This is a genomic window from Parasphingorhabdus pacifica, from assembly GCF_054779195.1.
Map to the genome: position 1 here is coordinate 262993 of NZ_BAAGYS010000002.1, position 15394 is coordinate 278386.

General features: G+C 67.1%; 17 protein-coding genes. 6 read left to right on the forward strand and 11 right to left on the reverse strand.

Annotated features, from left to right (window positions below; genetic code table 11):
- Window positions 1-44: 44 nt before the first annotated feature.
- The 4 genes from ACYVAN_RS01200 to dxr all read right to left on the reverse strand — a co-directional run bounded on the left by ACYVAN_RS01200 (window position 45) and on the right by dxr (window position 4987).
- A complete protein-coding gene (locus ACYVAN_RS01200; RefSeq protein ID WP_460954633.1) occupies window positions 45-914 on the reverse strand; it encodes a GNAT family N-acetyltransferase in 870 nt (289 codons plus the stop codon).
- Between the two features lie 166 nt (window positions 915-1080).
- Window positions 1081-2229: a flavodoxin-dependent (E)-4-hydroxy-3-methylbut-2-enyl-diphosphate synthase gene (gene ispG / locus ACYVAN_RS01205; protein WP_460954635.1), complete on the reverse strand. Its 1149-nt coding sequence runs from the start codon at window positions 2227-2229 to the stop codon at window positions 1081-1083.
- Window positions 2230-2447: 218 nt separating this feature from the next.
- On the reverse strand, window positions 2448-3731 hold the full coding sequence (locus tag ACYVAN_RS01210) for a M50 family metallopeptidase (protein ID WP_460954637.1): 1284 nt from the start codon (window positions 3729-3731) through the stop codon (window positions 2448-2450).
- Window positions 3731-4987, reverse strand: coding sequence for a 1-deoxy-D-xylulose-5-phosphate reductoisomerase (dxr, locus tag ACYVAN_RS01215; RefSeq protein WP_460954639.1), 1257 nt, complete (start codon window positions 4985-4987; stop codon window positions 3731-3733). Before dxr ends, ACYVAN_RS01210 begins: the two co-directional genes overlap by 1 nt.
- A 161-nt stretch (window positions 4988-5148) precedes the next feature.
- Between dxr and ACYVAN_RS01220 the strand changes: the two genes are divergently transcribed.
- Window positions 5149-5421 (forward strand): GlsB/YeaQ/YmgE family stress response membrane protein, encoded by a 273-nt coding sequence (locus ACYVAN_RS01220; protein WP_460954641.1) that lies wholly within the window; start codon window positions 5149-5151, stop codon window positions 5419-5421.
- A gap of 235 nt (window positions 5422-5656) precedes the next feature.
- Window positions 5657-5941, forward strand: a complete 285-nt coding sequence (locus ACYVAN_RS01225; RefSeq protein WP_460954643.1) for a DUF2631 domain-containing protein — start codon at window positions 5657-5659, stop codon at window positions 5939-5941.
- 176 nt (window positions 5942-6117) lie between these two features.
- On the opposite strand, the gene ACYVAN_RS01230 is transcribed toward ACYVAN_RS01225, so the two are convergent.
- Window positions 6118-6771, reverse strand: a complete 654-nt coding sequence (locus ACYVAN_RS01230; RefSeq protein ID WP_460954645.1) for an ion transporter — start codon at window positions 6769-6771, stop codon at window positions 6118-6120.
- Between the two features lie 68 nt (window positions 6772-6839).
- Window positions 6840-7946 (reverse strand): dual-specificity RNA methyltransferase RlmN, encoded by a 1107-nt coding sequence (rlmN, locus tag ACYVAN_RS01235; protein ID WP_460954647.1) that lies wholly within the window; start codon window positions 7944-7946, stop codon window positions 6840-6842.
- 142 nt (window positions 7947-8088) lie between these two features.
- Here rlmN and ACYVAN_RS01240 point away from each other — a divergent pair, with 142 nt between their 5' ends.
- The 4 genes from ACYVAN_RS01240 to ACYVAN_RS01255 are packed head-to-tail and all read left to right on the forward strand — an operon-like array spanning window position 8089 to window position 11386.
- Complete coding sequence (locus ACYVAN_RS01240; RefSeq protein WP_460954649.1) at window positions 8089-9027, forward strand: metal ABC transporter substrate-binding protein; 939 nt, start codon at window positions 8089-8091, stop codon at window positions 9025-9027.
- The gene (locus ACYVAN_RS01245) at window positions 9024-9782 is read left to right on the forward strand and encodes a metal ABC transporter ATP-binding protein (protein ID WP_460954651.1); all 759 of its coding nucleotides are present in this window, start codon (window positions 9024-9026) and stop codon (window positions 9780-9782) included. The genes ACYVAN_RS01240 and ACYVAN_RS01245 overlap by 4 nt, the downstream gene beginning before the upstream one ends.
- On the forward strand, window positions 9779-10651 hold the full coding sequence (locus tag ACYVAN_RS01250; protein ID WP_460954653.1) for a metal ABC transporter permease: 873 nt from the start codon (window positions 9779-9781) through the stop codon (window positions 10649-10651). Before ACYVAN_RS01245 ends, ACYVAN_RS01250 begins: the two co-directional genes overlap by 4 nt.
- Before the next feature lie 48 nt (window positions 10652-10699).
- A complete protein-coding gene (locus ACYVAN_RS01255) occupies window positions 10700-11386 on the forward strand; it encodes a metal-dependent transcriptional regulator (protein ID WP_460954655.1) in 687 nt (228 codons plus the stop codon).
- A gap of 105 nt (window positions 11387-11491) precedes the next feature.
- Here the strand turns inward: ACYVAN_RS01255 and ACYVAN_RS01260 are convergent, their stop codons facing one another.
- The 5 genes from ACYVAN_RS01260 to pyrH all read right to left on the reverse strand — a co-directional run bounded on the left by ACYVAN_RS01260 (window position 11492) and on the right by pyrH (window position 15353).
- Window positions 11492-11971: a hypothetical protein gene (locus ACYVAN_RS01260; protein WP_460954657.1), complete on the reverse strand. Its 480-nt coding sequence runs from the start codon at window positions 11969-11971 to the stop codon at window positions 11492-11494.
- Window positions 11972-12230: 259 nt separating this feature from the next.
- Window positions 12231-13007 carry a class I SAM-dependent methyltransferase gene (locus ACYVAN_RS01265; RefSeq protein ID WP_460954659.1) on the reverse strand — a complete coding sequence of 259 codons (777 nt, stop codon included), beginning with the start codon at window positions 13005-13007 and terminating at the stop codon, window positions 12231-12233.
- The gene (locus ACYVAN_RS01270) at window positions 12974-13819 is read right to left on the reverse strand and encodes a phosphatidate cytidylyltransferase (RefSeq protein WP_460954661.1); all 846 of its coding nucleotides are present in this window, start codon (window positions 13817-13819) and stop codon (window positions 12974-12976) included. The genes ACYVAN_RS01265 and ACYVAN_RS01270 overlap by 34 nt, the downstream gene beginning before the upstream one ends.
- 119 nt (window positions 13820-13938) lie before the next feature.
- Window positions 13939-14496, reverse strand: a complete 558-nt coding sequence (gene frr, locus ACYVAN_RS01275) for a ribosome recycling factor (RefSeq protein ID WP_460954663.1) — start codon at window positions 14494-14496, stop codon at window positions 13939-13941.
- A gap of 107 nt (window positions 14497-14603) precedes the next feature.
- Window positions 14604-15353, reverse strand: coding sequence for a UMP kinase (gene pyrH / locus ACYVAN_RS01280; protein WP_460954665.1), 750 nt, complete (start codon window positions 15351-15353; stop codon window positions 14604-14606).
- Window positions 15354-15394 lie beyond the last annotated feature (41 nt).

Genomic DNA, 15394 nt, shown 5'->3' on the forward strand with positions numbered 1-15394 from the left:
GAAGTATGCCGAAGATCCACGACGAGGTCACGCGAGATCGCCGGTCAGAACAGGATCGTGCTGAACGATCCCGATTCGTGGAAGCCGACCTTGCGGTAAGCGACGCGGGCGGCGATGTTGAAATCGTTGACGTACAGGCTCGCGGTGCGCCCCAGTCCGCGCACGAGCCGGTCGGCCACCGCGGCCGTCCCCGCAGTCCCCAGGCCGGTACCCCGCCGATCCGGATGGACCCACACGCCCTGGATCTGGCCGACCGACCTCGACAGCGCCCCGATCTCCGCCTTGAAGACCACCTCGTCGCCGTCGAAGCGGGCGAACGCTCGCCCCGCCGCGATCAGCTCGGCCACTCGCGCGCGGTAGCCCGCTCCACCTCCGTCACTGGAGGGGTCGATGCCGACCTCCTCGGTGAACATCGCGACCGCCGCGGGCAGGTAGCGATCGAGCTCGTCCGGACGGACCGGGCGCACCAACGGGTCGGGAACGATGTCCGGCTCACCCGCCAGCACCATCAGCGGTTGTTCCGCCCGCACTTCCCGAGCCGGGCCCCACTCCCGCGAGAGCCGGTCCCACAGCATCATGACCTGCTCGGACGGCCCTACCAGCGAGGAGCAGATCCGCTTGCGCCGCAGAGCACGCTCGGCGAACGCGCGCATCGCGTGCGCATCACCACGCAACGGGATGAGGTTCACGCCGGAGAAGCACAGGCCTTCGAGAGCGCTGCCGTAACCCCACAGCTCACCGCCCAACCGGAACGGGCGGAGCCCCGCGGCTTCTACCCTGGTCGCGACCATGCAGGCAGCGACGGGGTCCGCGTCGAGCAGCGAGCGGACACTGCGTACGTCGCGTTCTTCCAACAACCGCGCACCGGCGAGCTTGAGCACGAGCCAAGCCTGCCAGAAAGTTCCAGCCGTCAACTCGTCAGTCGCTCAGGACTTGCCGGACAACCGAGCGGACTCACCCGATTGGAGTAGATGTGCCCATTCTCGAAGAATCGGCACATCCTGCCGTCACCAACGAACCTGCTCACCAACGAACCTGCCGGCACCAATCAGCAGGCCGGCACCAGTCAGCAGGCCGGCATCAACCGACCGTCACCGTCGGAGCCTCCGAGTCGGTCTGCTCCATGTCCTCGGCGATCCGCATGGCCTCTTCGATGAGCGTCTCGACGATCTTGGCCTCGGGAACGGTCTTGATGACCTCACCCTTGACGAAGATCTGCCCCTTGCCGTTGCCGGAAGCCACGCCGAGATCCGCCTCGCGAGCTTCACCGGGCCCGTTGACCACGCACCCCATGACCGCCACCCGCAGCGGCACCTCCATGCCCTCGAGCCCGGCGGTGACCTCCTCCGCCAGCTTGTAGACATCGACCTGCGCCCGCCCGCAGGACGGGCAGGAGACGATCTCCAGCTTGCGGGGGCGGAGGTTCAGCGACTGCAGGATCTGGGTGCCGACCTTGATCTCCTCGACCGGCGGGGCGGACAGGGACACCCGGATGGTGTCCCCGATTCCCTGGCGCAGCAGCGCCCCGAACGCGACCGCCGACTTCACGGTCCCCTGGAACGCCGGTCCGGCCTCGGTCACGCCGAGGTGCAGCGGGTAGTCGCACTGCTCGGCGAGGATCTCGTAAGCACCCACCATCACCACGGGGTCGTTGTGCTTCACCGAGATCTTGATGTCGTGGAAACCGTGCTCGGCGAACAGGCTCGCCTCCCACAACGCCGACTCGGCCAGCGCCTCCGGCGTCGCCTTGCCGTGCTTGGCCATCAGCCGCGGATCGAGCGACCCCGCGTTCACCCCGATCCGAATGGGAGTGCCGTGGTCCCTCGCGGCGTGCGCGATCTCCTTGACCTGGTCGTCGAACTTGCGAATGTTGCCCGGGTTGACCCGTACACCCGCGCATCCCGCCTCGATCGCGGCGAACACGTACTTCGGCTGGAAGTGGATGTCGGCGATCACCGGGATCTTGGACTTCTGCGCGATCGCGGGCAGCGCTTCGGCATCGTCGGCACTCGGGCAGGCGACCCGGACGATGTCGCACCCGGACGCGGTCAGCTCGGCGATCTGCTGGAGGGTTCCGTTGATGTCAGCCGTGTTGGTCGTCGTCATGCTCTGGACGGAGATCGGGTGCTCACTGCCCACTCCGACTGGTCCGACCTGCAACTGCCGGGTTTTGCGCCGTTCGGCGAGCACCGGGTCGGGTGCTGACGGCATGCCCAGATCGACGGTCATCGATTCCTCTCCACCTTTGCGCTGGCGACTTCGGGTGCGGCGCGAGCCGTACCGGCTACCACGATACCGATACCGTTTCACCCGGTCGGAGCGGGAAACATGGCATCCCCGCCACGTTCCGTATTCGACGTTCGATGTTCACCGAGAGTCCACCCACTGCCGGGAACCGTCTGCGCACTTCCCGCACCGTGCAGGACTGCGGACGGCCCCGAGAGGTGCTACGACAGTGTCACCGGATTCACGATATCGGCCACCAAGACCAGCAACGAGAACGCGATGAACACCAGGCTGACCGCGTAGGCCAGCGGCATCAACCTTGCCGTATCGAATGGACCCGGATCGGGTCGTTTGAACACTCGGGCGAGGTTACGCCGGATCGACTCCCAGGCGGCACCCGCGATGTGCCCGCCGTCGAGCGGGAGGAGCGGCAGCATGTTCAACACGAACAGGGAGAGGTTCACCGCCGCGAGCAAGTGCACCATGGTCACGAGCCTGGCCCCGACCGAAGCCTGGTCCATCGACAGCACCTCGCCGCCCAACCGGCTGGCGCCCACGATCCCGACCGGCGAGTCGTTGGCCCGCTCCTGACCGCCGATCGCGGAGACCAGGCCGGGTATGCGCTGCGGCAGCTCCACGATCTTTTGCGCGGTGAGGCTGATGAACCCACCGATCGTGTCGACCACGCCACCGATGTCCTGGCGCACCAGGTGCGTAGTCGGTGCGAGCCCGAGGAAACCGACTTGCACGAGCTCGTCCTGGTCGTTGATCTTCGGCCGCTCTGTCCGCATCAGTTCGGCGTGCAACGTTTCCCGCTGCCCGTCCCGCTCGACCACCACGGGCACCGTGCCCGAGGAGTCGCGGATGGCCAGCCGCAGCTGTTCCCAGCTCGCGTAGCGCTTGCCGTCGAACTCGACGATCCTGTCGCCCTGCTGGAAACCGGCAGCGGCCGCGGGCGACGGTGGAGCGTCCACCGGGCAGGTACTCGTGTCCTCTGCCGCCGCGGGCAGCACGCACTTGCTCACGCTGGCCACCGTGGTCGTGGGTTCCGCCGTGCCGTAGCCCATCAGCAACCCCGCGAAGAGCCCCACCGCCAAGATGAGGTTCATGAACGGGCCCGCGGCCATCACGATGATCCGCTTCCACGGTTTGCGCTGGTAGAACTGCCGGTGCGCACTCTCGGGGGTGACCTCTTCGGACGACTGCTCGCGGGCGTCCTCGATCATGGCCCGCCAGGGCGCCGACGATGCGGTCCGGCCGTAGTCCTCATCCTTCTTCGGCGGGAACATGCCGATCATCCGGATGTAGCCGCCGAACGGGATGGCCTTGATCCCGTACTCGGTCTCGCCCTTCCGGCGAGACCACACGGTGCGGCCGAAGCCGACCATGTACTGGGTGACCTTGACACCGAACATCTTCGCGGTGGCGAGATGCCCGAGCTCGTGCCAGGCAATCGACAGCAACAACCCGATGAAGAAGATCAGGATGCCCAGAACGACCAGCATCAATTCGCCTTCCCTGCCGCGACGACCTCGCGCGCCTTGGCCCGCGCCCAGTCCTCTGCTGCGAAAACATCATCCACGTCGACCGGCTCGGCCCCCCACTGTTCGGCCGCGACCAACGTCTGCTCAACAGTGTGCACGATGGAGGTGAAGCGGATGTTCCCCTTGACGAACCCGTCCAGGGCTTCCTCGTTCGCGGCGTTGTAGATCGCTGGCAGGCAACCGCCGGCGCGCCCCGCGTATCTGGCCAGCGAAACGGCCGGGAAGGCCTCCTCGTCGAGTGGTTCGAACGTCCACGAACTCGCCGCGTCGAATGCCAGAGCCGGTGCTGCACCCTCGACGCGGTTCGGCCAGTCCAGTCCGAGCGCGATCGGTACCCGCATGTTCGGCGGACTCGCCTGCGCGATGGTCGACCCGTCCACGAAAGTGACCATCGAATGCACGATGGATTGCGGGTGCACCACCACGTCGATCCGGTCATAGCCCACGCCGAAGAGCAGGTTCGCCTCGATCAGCTCCAACCCCTTGTTCATCAGGTTCGCCGAGTTGATCGTGACCACGTCACCCATCGACCAGGTCGGATGCGCCAACGCCTCCTGGACCGTGACGTTCTCCATCTCCGCCTTGGTCCGACCCCGGAACGGCCCGCCGGAAGCGGTGAGAACCAACCGGTCGACCTCGTCGCTCCGCCCACCGAACAGGCATTGGGCGAGCGCGGAGTGCTCCGAGTCCACCGGCACGATCTGGCCCGGTTTGGCCCGCGCAAGCACCAGCGACCCGCCCGCGACCAGCGACTCCTTGTTCGCCAGCGCCAGATCGGCGCCGGTGGCCAGCGCGGCCAGAGTCAACCGCAGCCCCCTGGAACCGTCGACACCGTTGAGCACCACATCGACCGGGACGGATTCGACCAGCTCCTGGGCGGCGTCCGGCCCCGCCAGCAATCGCGGGAGCCGGTACTCGCCGGACGCGTACCCGAGGCGTTGCGCTTCGGCGTAGAGGGCCAGCTGCACGTCCTCGGCCGCGGTTCCCTTGGCCACCGCCACGGTCTCCGCCCCGAATTCGAGCGCCTGGGCCGCCAAGGCGTGCGGATCGCTGCCCCCGGCGGCGATGCCCGCCACTCGGAAACGATGCGGATTCCGCCGGACGATGTCGAGCGCCTGAGTGCCGATCGAGCCGGTCGAACCGAGGACGAGCACGCTGCGTGGCTCGTTCGTACCGCGGTCGGCGCTCGGGTCACTGGTGGGGGTCGCGGTTTCCATCGACGCCCATTGTCCCCGAAGCAGGTGACCCGCAAACGTTCGCGGTGCGGAAATCACCGTAAGACGTCACGATCATCCGAGTAGACCCCAGCGTTGTCACAGCGGTCGCACAGTCAGTCACTCCGGGGCACCATTGGGTGGACCGGTGAAAGGGGGAGGTCATGGGCATTATCGGCTGGATCGTGCTCGGTCTCATCGTGGGGGCCATCGCAAAACTGATCATGCCGGGCGACGATCCGGGAGGAATCCTGGTGACCATGCTGCTCGGCGTGGTGGGGGCCTTCCTCGGCGGCCTGCTCGGCAACTGGATCTTCGGCGTGGGAATCGACCGGTTCTGGTCGCTGACCACGTGGCTGCTGGCGATCGTCGGCTCGTTGATCGTGCTGGGTGTCTATCGGTTGATCGTCGGCCGGAAGGCCGTCAAGGGGAGTTGATCCCCATCGCAGTGTCCTCCCAGGATGTTGCGGAACAGGCCCGGCCTGTTCCGCAACAACTGCGTTCACGCCATCGTCTCCGCAGCGACGGAGACCACATCGGCCGCACGACCGCGTGGCTTCCGCGTGTGCGAGGATGATTCGGCGCGCCGCACCCGGACAACATCGGTGGCGGCAGCCGAATACGGACGAGCACGATCAACGGCCTGGGTGGCCGCTGGCACAGGAGGGTGACGTGGCGAGCACGGAGCTGGAGAAGAAGCCCAGCCAGGCCATCGACCCGGCAGAGGAACCGTCCGCCGAGTGGGGCTGGCACGGCGGGTTCCCGAAGGGCACCCAGATCGCCGGTTGGTTCTCGGCGTTCTCGATCCTGATGATGCTGATCGGCAACCACCAGGGCATCCTCAGCGGCGGCGACTCGTTCGTCACCTCGGACTACTGGCTGATCGGGATCGCACTCGTGCTGATCATCGGCCTGCTGGTCGACCTGCGCCGCAAGCGCTCCGGCTGGCGCAGCTGACATCACCCGCCGGAGCGAGCACTTCCGGCGGCCCGTGCCGGTTCCGAGCCGGTCATTCGGACCGGACGGCACACACCAGCGCTGACGGGCCGGGCAACTCCGGACCAGGCGGCGATTCGCGACCTGCTGCCCGAAAGCCGGGTCGGTGAGTCCGCCGAATCCGTGCCCGCGCGATCTCAGCTCTCGTCGCGGCTATGACCGCATTCCGCGCCCCGGGACCGGCGCGCCTTCCACCACAGGACAGCACAGCCGCCGGCGACCGCGAGCAGAACCCCCGCAACGGGTGCCGTCCACATCCAGTGATCGAACACGAAGCTCAGCACGCGGCGGGACGACGCCTCCGGATCGGTGAGGACGCTACCGGCGAACACCAGCGCCAGGGCCAGGACCGAGATCCACAGCAAATCCCGGAGGCGTCCGAACCTCCGGCCGTGGCGGTGCAGCACGCGCGCCACCTTGATCAACCGCGACACCCGCAGGATCTGGAATGCCGTGACCACTCGAGCCGCGCGCAGGACCTGAACGGGACCGATGGCGAACAGCACCGCCGGGACCGTCACGATGGCCACCAAGGCGACCCACCAGTGCGAGCGGAGCCACGCGATCCGGTCGGAGCTGAACCAGAACAGCAGGACGGACTCGCCGGTCAGCACCACCATCGACACCCAGTTGAGCACCGTTCCGACGATTCCGGCGCCGCCGTCCATCCCCGTGAGGAACACCGCTGGTACGGCGGCCGCCGCCGCGATGAGCACCGGAGCCTGCAGCCGCCGCTCCAGCTCCGACGCTCGATCCGGAACCTCTTCGGAGCTCGCGTTCACATCGGTCATCCTGCCAAAGCACGAAGGCCGAATCGGCCAGGACGGCGCAATTGCCGCCTATCGGACAGCGGGGAGGTTCATTCCTCGGCAGCGAGCTGGCCGCAGGCCGCTGAGATCTCCTGGCCGCGGGTATCGCGCACCGTGCAGGGAACTCCCGCCGCGCGCACTCGCCGGACGAACTCGCGCTCGACCGGTTTCGGGCTGGCATCCCACTCGCTGCCCGGCGTCGGGTTCAGCGGAATGACGTTGACGTGCACGTACTGGCCCAAGTACTGGTGCAGCAGCTTGCCGAGCAGGTCCGCGCGCCACGGATGATCGTTGACGTCCCGGATCAGCGCGTATTCGATCGAGACACGCCTGCCCGTGTTGTCGGCATAGCCACGCGCCGCCTCCAACACCTCGGACACCTTCCACCGGTTGTTCACCGGCACGAGGGTGTCGCGGAGCTCGTCGTCGGGCGTGTGCAGCGACACGGCCAGCGTCACGTTCAGGTTCTCGGCGGTCATCCGCTTGATGGCCGGGACCAGGCCCACCGTCGAGACCGTCACCGAACGCTGCGACAGGCCGAGCCCCTCCGGGGCGGGGTCGCAGATCCGGTGCACCGCGTTGATCACCCGCCGGTAGTTCGCCAGCGGTTCGCCCATCCCCATGAACACGACGTTGGACAACCGGCCCTCGCCACCGGGCACCTCACCGTTGCGCAGCATCGCGGCGGCCGAGCGAACCTGGTCGACGATCTCCGCCGTCGAGAGGTTCCGCTGCAGCCCGCCCTGTCCCGTCGCGCAGAACGGACAGGCCATCCCGCAACCCGCCTGGCTGGAGATGCAGACGGTGGCCCGCTCCGGGTAGCGCATCAGGACGCTCTCGATCAGCGTGCCGTCGTGCGCCCGCCACAGTGTCTTGCGCGTCGTACCGTTGTCGGTGTCGACGTTGCGGACGGTCGTGAGGAGTTCCGGAAGCAGGTCCGCGCCGAGCTTTTCCCTGCTCGCCGCGGGGAGGTCGGTCATGTCTCCCGTGGAGGCGCTGAGTCGGCCGAAGTAGTGGTGCGAGAGCTGCTTCGCCCGGAACGGCTTCTCCCCCAGCTCCGCAACCACCTCCCGACGCTCTTCGCTCGAGAGGTCGGCCAGGTGCCGGGGCGGCATGCCGCGGCGCGGAGCGTCGAAAACCAGGGGAAGTGAAGTCATAACCTCACCATTCTCCCACAGTCGCGAGCTGCGCAGATGGCGCGGGTAAGGCCGGTGTCGCCGCGGATTTCGACCCCGCCACCGGCGGGGATCGACCGGGCCTCGTTTGGGTCGGCGGGCGTCGGGCGTTAGAGTTTTCGTCGTGCCGAAACCGCCATCGACGCGCAGCCGAAATCGAACACTCCTCGCCGCGCTGCTCGCGCTGGCCGGAGTGCTCGCGACCGCCTGCGGAAGCGGCGTGCGCGCTGACGACGACGAGCGCAAACGGGTCGTCACCACATTCACCGTGCTCGCGGACATGGCGCGCAACGTCGCGGGAGACGCCGTCGCGGTGGAATCGATCACCAAACCCGGCGCCGAGATCCACACCTACGAGCCCACCCCCAGCGACATGCTCACCGCGGCGAAAGCCGACCTGGTGCTCGACAACGGACTCGGACTCGAACGCTGGTTCGCCAAGTTCGTCGAGCGTAGCGAAGCCGAACACGTCACGCTGACCAGCGACATCAAGACGATTCCCATCCGCGGCGGGGACTACGACGGCGCGGCAAATCCGCACGCCTGGATGTCGCCCGACAACGCCCAGACCTACGTCGCGGCGATCCGGGACGCCCTCATCCGACTCGCACCCGAACACGCCGACACCTTCCGGACCAACGCGGAGAACTACTCACGTCGGATCGACGAGATCGGCCGGCACCTGCGAGCGGAACTCGCCACCGTTCCCGACGCGCACCGCGCCCTGGTCACCTGCGAAGGAGCGTTCTCCTACCTGGCCAGGGACGCCGGACTCCGGGAGGCCTACCTGTGGCCGGTCAACAGCGAGAGCGAAGGCACCCCGCAACAGATCAAGAACACCACGAGATTCGTCCGGGACAACGGGATACCGACGCTCTTCTGCGAGTCCACGGTCAACGACTCGGCCCAGCGGCAGGTCGCCGACGAGACGGGAGCCCGACTGGGCACCAAGCTCTACGTCGACTCGCTTTCCCGCCCGGACGGCCCGGTGCCCACCTATCTCGCGCTGCTGCGTCACGACGCCGCAGCCATCGTCGAAGGCCTGAGCGGAGGGACCCGATGAGCGCACACCCGTCGCACGGCGCCGACAGCAGCATCGCGATCAACGCCCGCGACGTGACCGTCTCCTACGGCGACCTCCGTGCCCTGGACCGCGTCGACATCGAGATCGGCACCGGACGGGTGTGCGGCCTGCTGGGGACGAACGGCTCCGGCAAGTCGACGCTGTTCAAAACGCTGACCGGACTCGTCCGGCCCGAGCGCGGCGAAGTTCACCTGATGGGGCGTACACCCCGGCAAGCCCGCAAGCAGGGCCTGATCTCCTACGTGCCCCAGTCCGAGGACGTGGACTGGACCTTCCCGGTCACGGTCGCCGATGTGGTGATGATGGGCCGCTACGGCCACCTCGGCCCCACCCGCAGACCGCGAGCGGCGGACCGGGAAGCCGTCGCCCGCGCGATCGAACTCGTCGGCCTCACCGAGCAGGCCCGCAAGCCCATCTACGACCTCTCCGGCGGCCAGCGAAAGCGCACCTTCGTCGCCAGAGGCATCGCGCAGCAGGCCGGGCTGCTGCTGCTCGACGAGCCCTTCGCCGGTGTCGACAAGCGCTCCGAGGCCGTGATCACCGAACTGCTGCTCACCCTGCGCTCGGAGGGAAAGACGATCGTGATCTCCACGCACGACCTGGGCGGTGTTCCATCGCTGTGCGACGAGGCCGTACTGCTGCAGCAGCGCGTCGTAGCGCACGGACCGCTCGACGAGGTGCTCGCTCCGGAGACGCTCGCGCACACCTTCGGCCTGAGCGGAGAAACCCGATGAGCGAGCTCGTCGTCTGGTTGGTCGAACCACTGCAGTTCGGTTTCATGCAGCGTGCCCTGTTCGTCAGCATCGTCGCCGGACTGGTCTGCGCGGTGCTCTCCTGCTGGGTGACGCTGATCGGCTGGTCGCTGCTCGGAGACGCGGTCTCGCACGCCGTGCTGCCCGGCGTCGTGCTGGCCTACGTGTTCGCGGTGCCGTTCTCGGTGGGAGCGTTCCTGTTCGGCGGCCTGGCGGTCGCCCTGATCGGCGCGGTGCGCTCCACGACCCGACTCAAGGGAGATGCCGCGATCGGAGTCGTGTTCACCGGCCTTTTCGCGCTCGGGCTCGTGCTCATCTCGCGCATTCCCAGCCAGGTGGACCTCAACCACATCCTGTTCGGCAACGTCCTCGGCGTCTCCGACAACGACATCGCGCAGGTGCTGGTGATCAGCGCGGTCACCCTGGCGGTGGCGTTGTTCAAACGCCGCGACCTCACGCTCTACGCCTTCGACCCCACCCACGCGCACGCGATCGGGCTCAACCCTCGCCGCATCGGTGCACTGCTGCTGACCATGCTGGCGTTGACCGTCGTGGTCGCCCTGCAAGCAGTCGGCGTGATCCTCGTGACCGCGATGCTCATCACGCCCGGTGCCACCGCCGTGCTCCTGACGCGCCGCTTCTCCCGCATGCTGATCGTGGCCACCGCTGCCTCGACGTTCAGCGGTCTGCTCGGCACGTATCTGAGCTTCCACATCGACACATCCACCGGCGGCATGATCGTGTTGTGCCAGTCATGCCTGTTCACAGCCGCCTACCTGGCCGCGCCCGAGCAAGGGATCATCGCCCAGGCGGTGCGGAAGTACCGCAGGCGGGCCGCTATCGCCGGTTGACGCACCGTCTTCCGCTCGATCTGGGACTCGTCTCTTATCGTGGAAGTCATGACAAGCATGGCTGAGCGCCCGTCGTCCTCCGTCGAGGACTACGTCCGGGTGATCTACGGGCTCAGCGAGCGCGGCGTCGCGGTCACCAACGCGACCCTGACCCAGCGGCTCGGGCTCAGCCCCTCGTCGGTCTCCGGCATGATCACCAAACTCGACCAGCTCGGGCTCGTCACCCACGTTCGCTACCGCAGCGTGGAGCTCACCCACGAGGGCAGGCGGCTCGCGCACGCGGTGCTGCGCAGGCACCGCCTCCTCGAAACGTTCCTCGTCGAGGAACTCGGCTACACCTGGGACGAGGTGCACGAAGAGGCCGACGCGCTCGAGCACGCCGCCTCCGACGAACTCATCGAGCACATCGCTGCCAAGCTCGGCCACCCCACGAAGGATCCGCACGGAGATCCGATCCCCACTTCCGAGGGCGACCTGGACAAGCCCGCGACGAAACTGATCGACAACGTCGAGCCCGGTACCGTCGGCACGATCGCGCGGGTGTGGGACACCGACTCCGAACTGCTGCGTTACCTCACCGACCACGGGATGGTTCTCGGCGCCCGCATCGAGGTGGTCGAACGCAAACCATTCGGCGGCCCGCTGGTGGTCCGAGTGGGAGAACCCCCCGACGACACGACCCACTTCCTCGGCGACGAGATCGCGGCGGCACTGTCCATCAGCCACTACGTCTGATCGAAATCCGGCTACACCGCGGACCCTTGGGCGTGCGCTCGCCATCGCCCCCATCGACACCGGCGGGCCCACCAGCCATGGGCTGCTCCGGCGCGACGAGCTCGGTCAGTTGACGCGGTGGCCGCGCCGAGGAGCCGGTTCGACCGGTAGGAGACGTCCTCGCGCCCGCGAACAGGTCAACGACGGCTGAACGGGCTCCGCTACGGGCTCCTCCCCGTAGATCTGATCGGTGACCAGCCGCCCGTGCAGTTCATCGGTCCGGTGCGCCCCCAGCACGGCCAGCAGCAGATCGAACCGGCTGTCGGTGAGCACGACGGTGACGTAGCCGAAGCCGCCCAGGCCGGTGAACACCAACGCCGCCACCCACCACACCGAAGCCGCCTGCACGAGCAGGATCACGGCGACCGCGAGCGCCAATCCGGACGCGAATGCCACGCCTCTCGCGACCGACACCTGCTTGAGCAGTCCACGGAAACCCGGGTACTCGTCGCAGACCTGACGCACGATGCGCGCCCGCTGCCCTCGATCCATCTGCGCGACCTGGCTCAAACCCGCAGCGACCGGCATACCCCAGCTGAAAGCCATGGCTGCTCCTGTTTGCCGTCGGCGATGCGAAATGTGGCGCACGGTATGTAACACAACCACGAACCGTGCCGATATAAGTCGATCACGGGATGCACGTGCAGACAAGGCGTCATTCGGGGGCGTTCGGATTGCGGAAGAGGCACCGGAACGTAACGCTTTCGCCACCGCGTCAAAACTAGGTCATCCGTCAGTGCCCTCCACCGGCACCCGCCGTGCCCGTTCTGCCCCATCCACTCACGGCGCGTAGTACGCCGGGGGATCAGGACGACGAACCAGGGCGAAGCAGGCACACCGGCTTGGTCCGGGACCGCACCCGGTACCCGACCGGGATCGTGAGCCCCGAGACCTCGGTCGCCGCCCGCCGAGCCACCTTCGCGGAGAATTCGATTCCCAGGACCGCTTCCAAAGCCGCCCGATCCTCGAAGCACCACTGCGTGTCCACCCGCACACTGCGGAAGCCGTGCCGATCGAAGAAGGCCTCCACCGCACGCGGGTCGTAATGTGGCGCATCCGCCCGCATCCAATCCCCATAAGGCGGACACGACGCGTCCAAGTCGACGATCACGATCGATCCGCCCGGCCGCAGCACGCGTTCGGCTTCGGCAAGACCAGGCTCGCAACCGGGCCCGAAGAAGTACGCCGTGCGCGCGTGCACCAGGTCGACGGCGGAATCCGCCACCGGCAACCGCTGGGCAGGCGCTGAGAACACCTCGACACCGGGTTCGCCGGTCATGCGCTGGGAAGCCCGGCTCGCAAGCGGAGGATGCGGTTCGACCCCGATCACCGACCGGGCCGTCGCGGCGAAGAAGGGTAGGTGGAAACCATCACCACAACCGACGTCGACGACGTCGCCGCCACTCCAGTCGCACCGATCGCGGACAGCGGCCCACAGCACCCCACCGGAGTCCTGCGCCCGGTTCTCGACCTCGTAGACGTCCGGCCAGTGCCAGATGTTCGGACTCGGTGTGACCCCCGGCGCCGAGCGAGCACGTTGTCCGCGCATCAGCTCGGCAGCAACCAGGACAGCACCACCCACGCCACCACGGCGGACGGCAACAGCGAATCCATCCGGTCCATCAGCCCACCGTGGCCGGGCAGCATCGTTCCCATGTCCTTGATGCCGAGATCCCGCTTCATCACCGACTCCAGCAGGTCACCGAACGTGGCACTGCAGACCAGAGCCGCCCCGAAGAGCGCACCGTGCCACCACTGCCCGTCCAACAGCAACACGAGCGAAAGCACACCGGCCGTCACACCCGTGAGCATCGACCCCGCGAAGCCCTCCCAGGACTTCTTCGGGCTGATCTCCGGGGCCATCGGGTGACGTCCGAAGAAGACGCCGAACGCGTACCCACCGGTGTCGGAAGCGACCACGCCGATCATGAACGCCAGCGCGCGGAACCCGCCGTCCTCCGGGACCGCGAGCATGGCCGCGAACGCACCGAACATCGGCACGTACGCAGCCGTGAACACCGACGCGGTCACATCCCGCAGGTAGCCCTCGACCCCGGCCCACAACCGCCAGGCCATACACGCCAGCACGGTGCCGGTGAACGCCAGCAACAAGCCACGCAAACCCAGGGGCCACGACAACCACAGCATCGCCTGGCCACCGACCAGCACAGGCACCAGCGAAATCCGGATATCCGCACCGCGCCGCAGCGCACCCGCCAACTCGAAGGTGGAAACAGCCGCGGCAGCCGCCACGATGCCGATGAACACGTGCCGTGACATCAACAGCGACATGATGATCGCCGCACCCAGCACCACTCCGACCCCGATAGCGGCGCGAAGGTCGCGCCCCGCACGGGACGCGGGCGAAGGAGAGCCCGGTACCTCGCTCGACATCCCGGACTCACCTTCACACCGGCTGGCCGTCACCACTGGCAGGTTCTTTCAGAATGCGTTCTGGCGTTGTTCGCGTTCCCACGAGTCCTCATGAGCCTCACTCACTCCGGAACGGCTCGTCAGACCTCAAGAAGCTCGGCCTCTTTGTGCTTGACGAGTTCGTCGATCTGGCCGACGTACCGGTGAGTGGTGTTCTCCAGCTCCTTCTCACCACGAGTGCCCTCGTCCTCGCCCGCTTCGCCGTCCTTGACGATGCGGTCGATCTCTTCCTTGACCTTGCGCCGGATCCCGCGAACGGTGATCTTGCCTTCCTCGCCCTTCTGCTTGGCGAGTTTGGCCATGTCCTTGCGGCGTTCCTCGGTCATCTGCGGAATCGCCACTCGGATCAGCTTGCCGTCGTTGGTGGGGTTGACCCCCAGGTCCGAGTCACGGATGGCCTTCTCCATCGCCTGGAGCTGGCTGGAGTCGTACGGCTTGATGACCACCATGCGAGCCTCGGGAACGCTGATGCTGGCCAGCTGGTTCAGCGGCGTCGGCGAACCGTAGTACTCGACGACAATGCCGGAGAACATGGCGGGGTTCGCGCGGCCGGTGCGGACCGTGGCCAGCTCGTCCTTGGCCACCTCCACAGCCTTCTGCATCTTCTCCTCGCCATCGAGAAGAGTCTCGTCGATCACGGCTGCTCCTTCTAGTGTGCAGGCGGAGTGGACATTGCGGAGTCGGTGCTGCTGCGCGGACCGTCTCCGGTTCGGCGACCCGCGACTCGATCAGGATCCCAGCACGCTCACATCTCGTCAGCGCCCGGGGTCTTGACCAGGGTGCCGATCTTCTCACCACTGACCGCACGTGCGATGTTGCCTTCCACCAGGAGGTTGAAGACGAGGATCGGCATCTGGTTGTCCATGCACAGGCTGAACGCCGTCGCATCGGCAACCTTCAGACCGCGTTCCAACACCTCACGGTGCGTGATGTGGGAGAACAGTTCCGCCTCGGGGGTCGTCTTCGGATCCGCGGTGAAAACCCCGTCGACGCCCTTCGCCATCAGCACCACCTCACAACCGATCTCCAGGGCGCGCTGCGCGGCCGTGGTGTCGGTCGAGAAGTACGGCATGCCGGTCCCGGCACCGAAGATGACCACGCGCCCCTTTTCCATGTGGCGCATCGCGCGACGCGGAATGTAGGGCTCGGCGACCTGTCCCATCGTGATGGCGGTCATGACGCGGGTGTCGATGCCGTGCTCGCGTTCGAGGAAGTCCTGCAGCGCCAGGCAGTTCATGACCGTGCTCAGCATCGCCATGTAATCGCCGCGCGCCCGCTCCATACCGCGCTGCTGCAGCTCCGCGCCGCGGAAGAAGTTGCCACCACCGATCACGATGGCCACCTCGACCCCGTCGGCAACGACATCGGCGATCTGTCGGGAGACCGCACCGACAACCTCGGGATCGATGCCCACACTTCCGCCGCCGAACATCTCGCCGCCGAGCTTGAGTAGCACTCGGCTGTAGCCGCCCGCTGCAGGGTCGTCGTCGGTCACTGTCACTCCTGAAAGGCTCGTCGCGCGAAAACTGTTGTCGG

Excerpts from the sequence above, each read along its gene's own strand:
- ispG (WP_460954635.1), bottom strand. The coding sequence starts at position 2,229 with ATGACCGTCGATCTGGGCATGCCGTCAGCACCCGACCCGGTGCTCGCC.
- ACYVAN_RS01210 (WP_460954637.1), bottom strand. The coding sequence starts at position 3,731 with ATGCTGGTCGTTCTGGGCATCCTGATCTTCTTCATCGGGTTGTTGCTG.
- dxr (WP_460954639.1), bottom strand. The coding sequence starts at position 4,987 with ATGGAAACCGCGACCCCCACCAGTGACCCGAGCGCCGACCGCGGTACG.
- ACYVAN_RS01220 (WP_460954641.1), top strand. The coding sequence starts at position 5,149 with ATGGGCATTATCGGCTGGATCGTGCTCGGTCTCATCGTGGGGGCCATC.
- ACYVAN_RS01230 (WP_460954645.1), bottom strand. The coding sequence starts at position 6,771 with ATGACCGATGTGAACGCGAGCTCCGAAGAGGTTCCGGATCGAGCGTCG.
- rlmN (WP_460954647.1), bottom strand. The coding sequence starts at position 7,946 with ATGACTTCACTTCCCCTGGTTTTCGACGCTCCGCGCCGCGGCATGCCG.
- ACYVAN_RS01245 (WP_460954651.1), top strand. The coding sequence starts at position 9,024 with ATGAGCGCACACCCGTCGCACGGCGCCGACAGCAGCATCGCGATCAAC.
- ACYVAN_RS01250 (WP_460954653.1), top strand. The coding sequence starts at position 9,779 with ATGAGCGAGCTCGTCGTCTGGTTGGTCGAACCACTGCAGTTCGGTTTC.
- ACYVAN_RS01255 (WP_460954655.1), top strand. The coding sequence starts at position 10,700 with ATGACAAGCATGGCTGAGCGCCCGTCGTCCTCCGTCGAGGACTACGTC.
- ACYVAN_RS01260 (WP_460954657.1), bottom strand. The coding sequence starts at position 11,971 with ATGGCTTTCAGCTGGGGTATGCCGGTCGCTGCGGGTTTGAGCCAGGTC.
- ACYVAN_RS01270 (WP_460954661.1), bottom strand. The coding sequence starts at position 13,819 with ATGTCGAGCGAGGTACCGGGCTCTCCTTCGCCCGCGTCCCGTGCGGGG.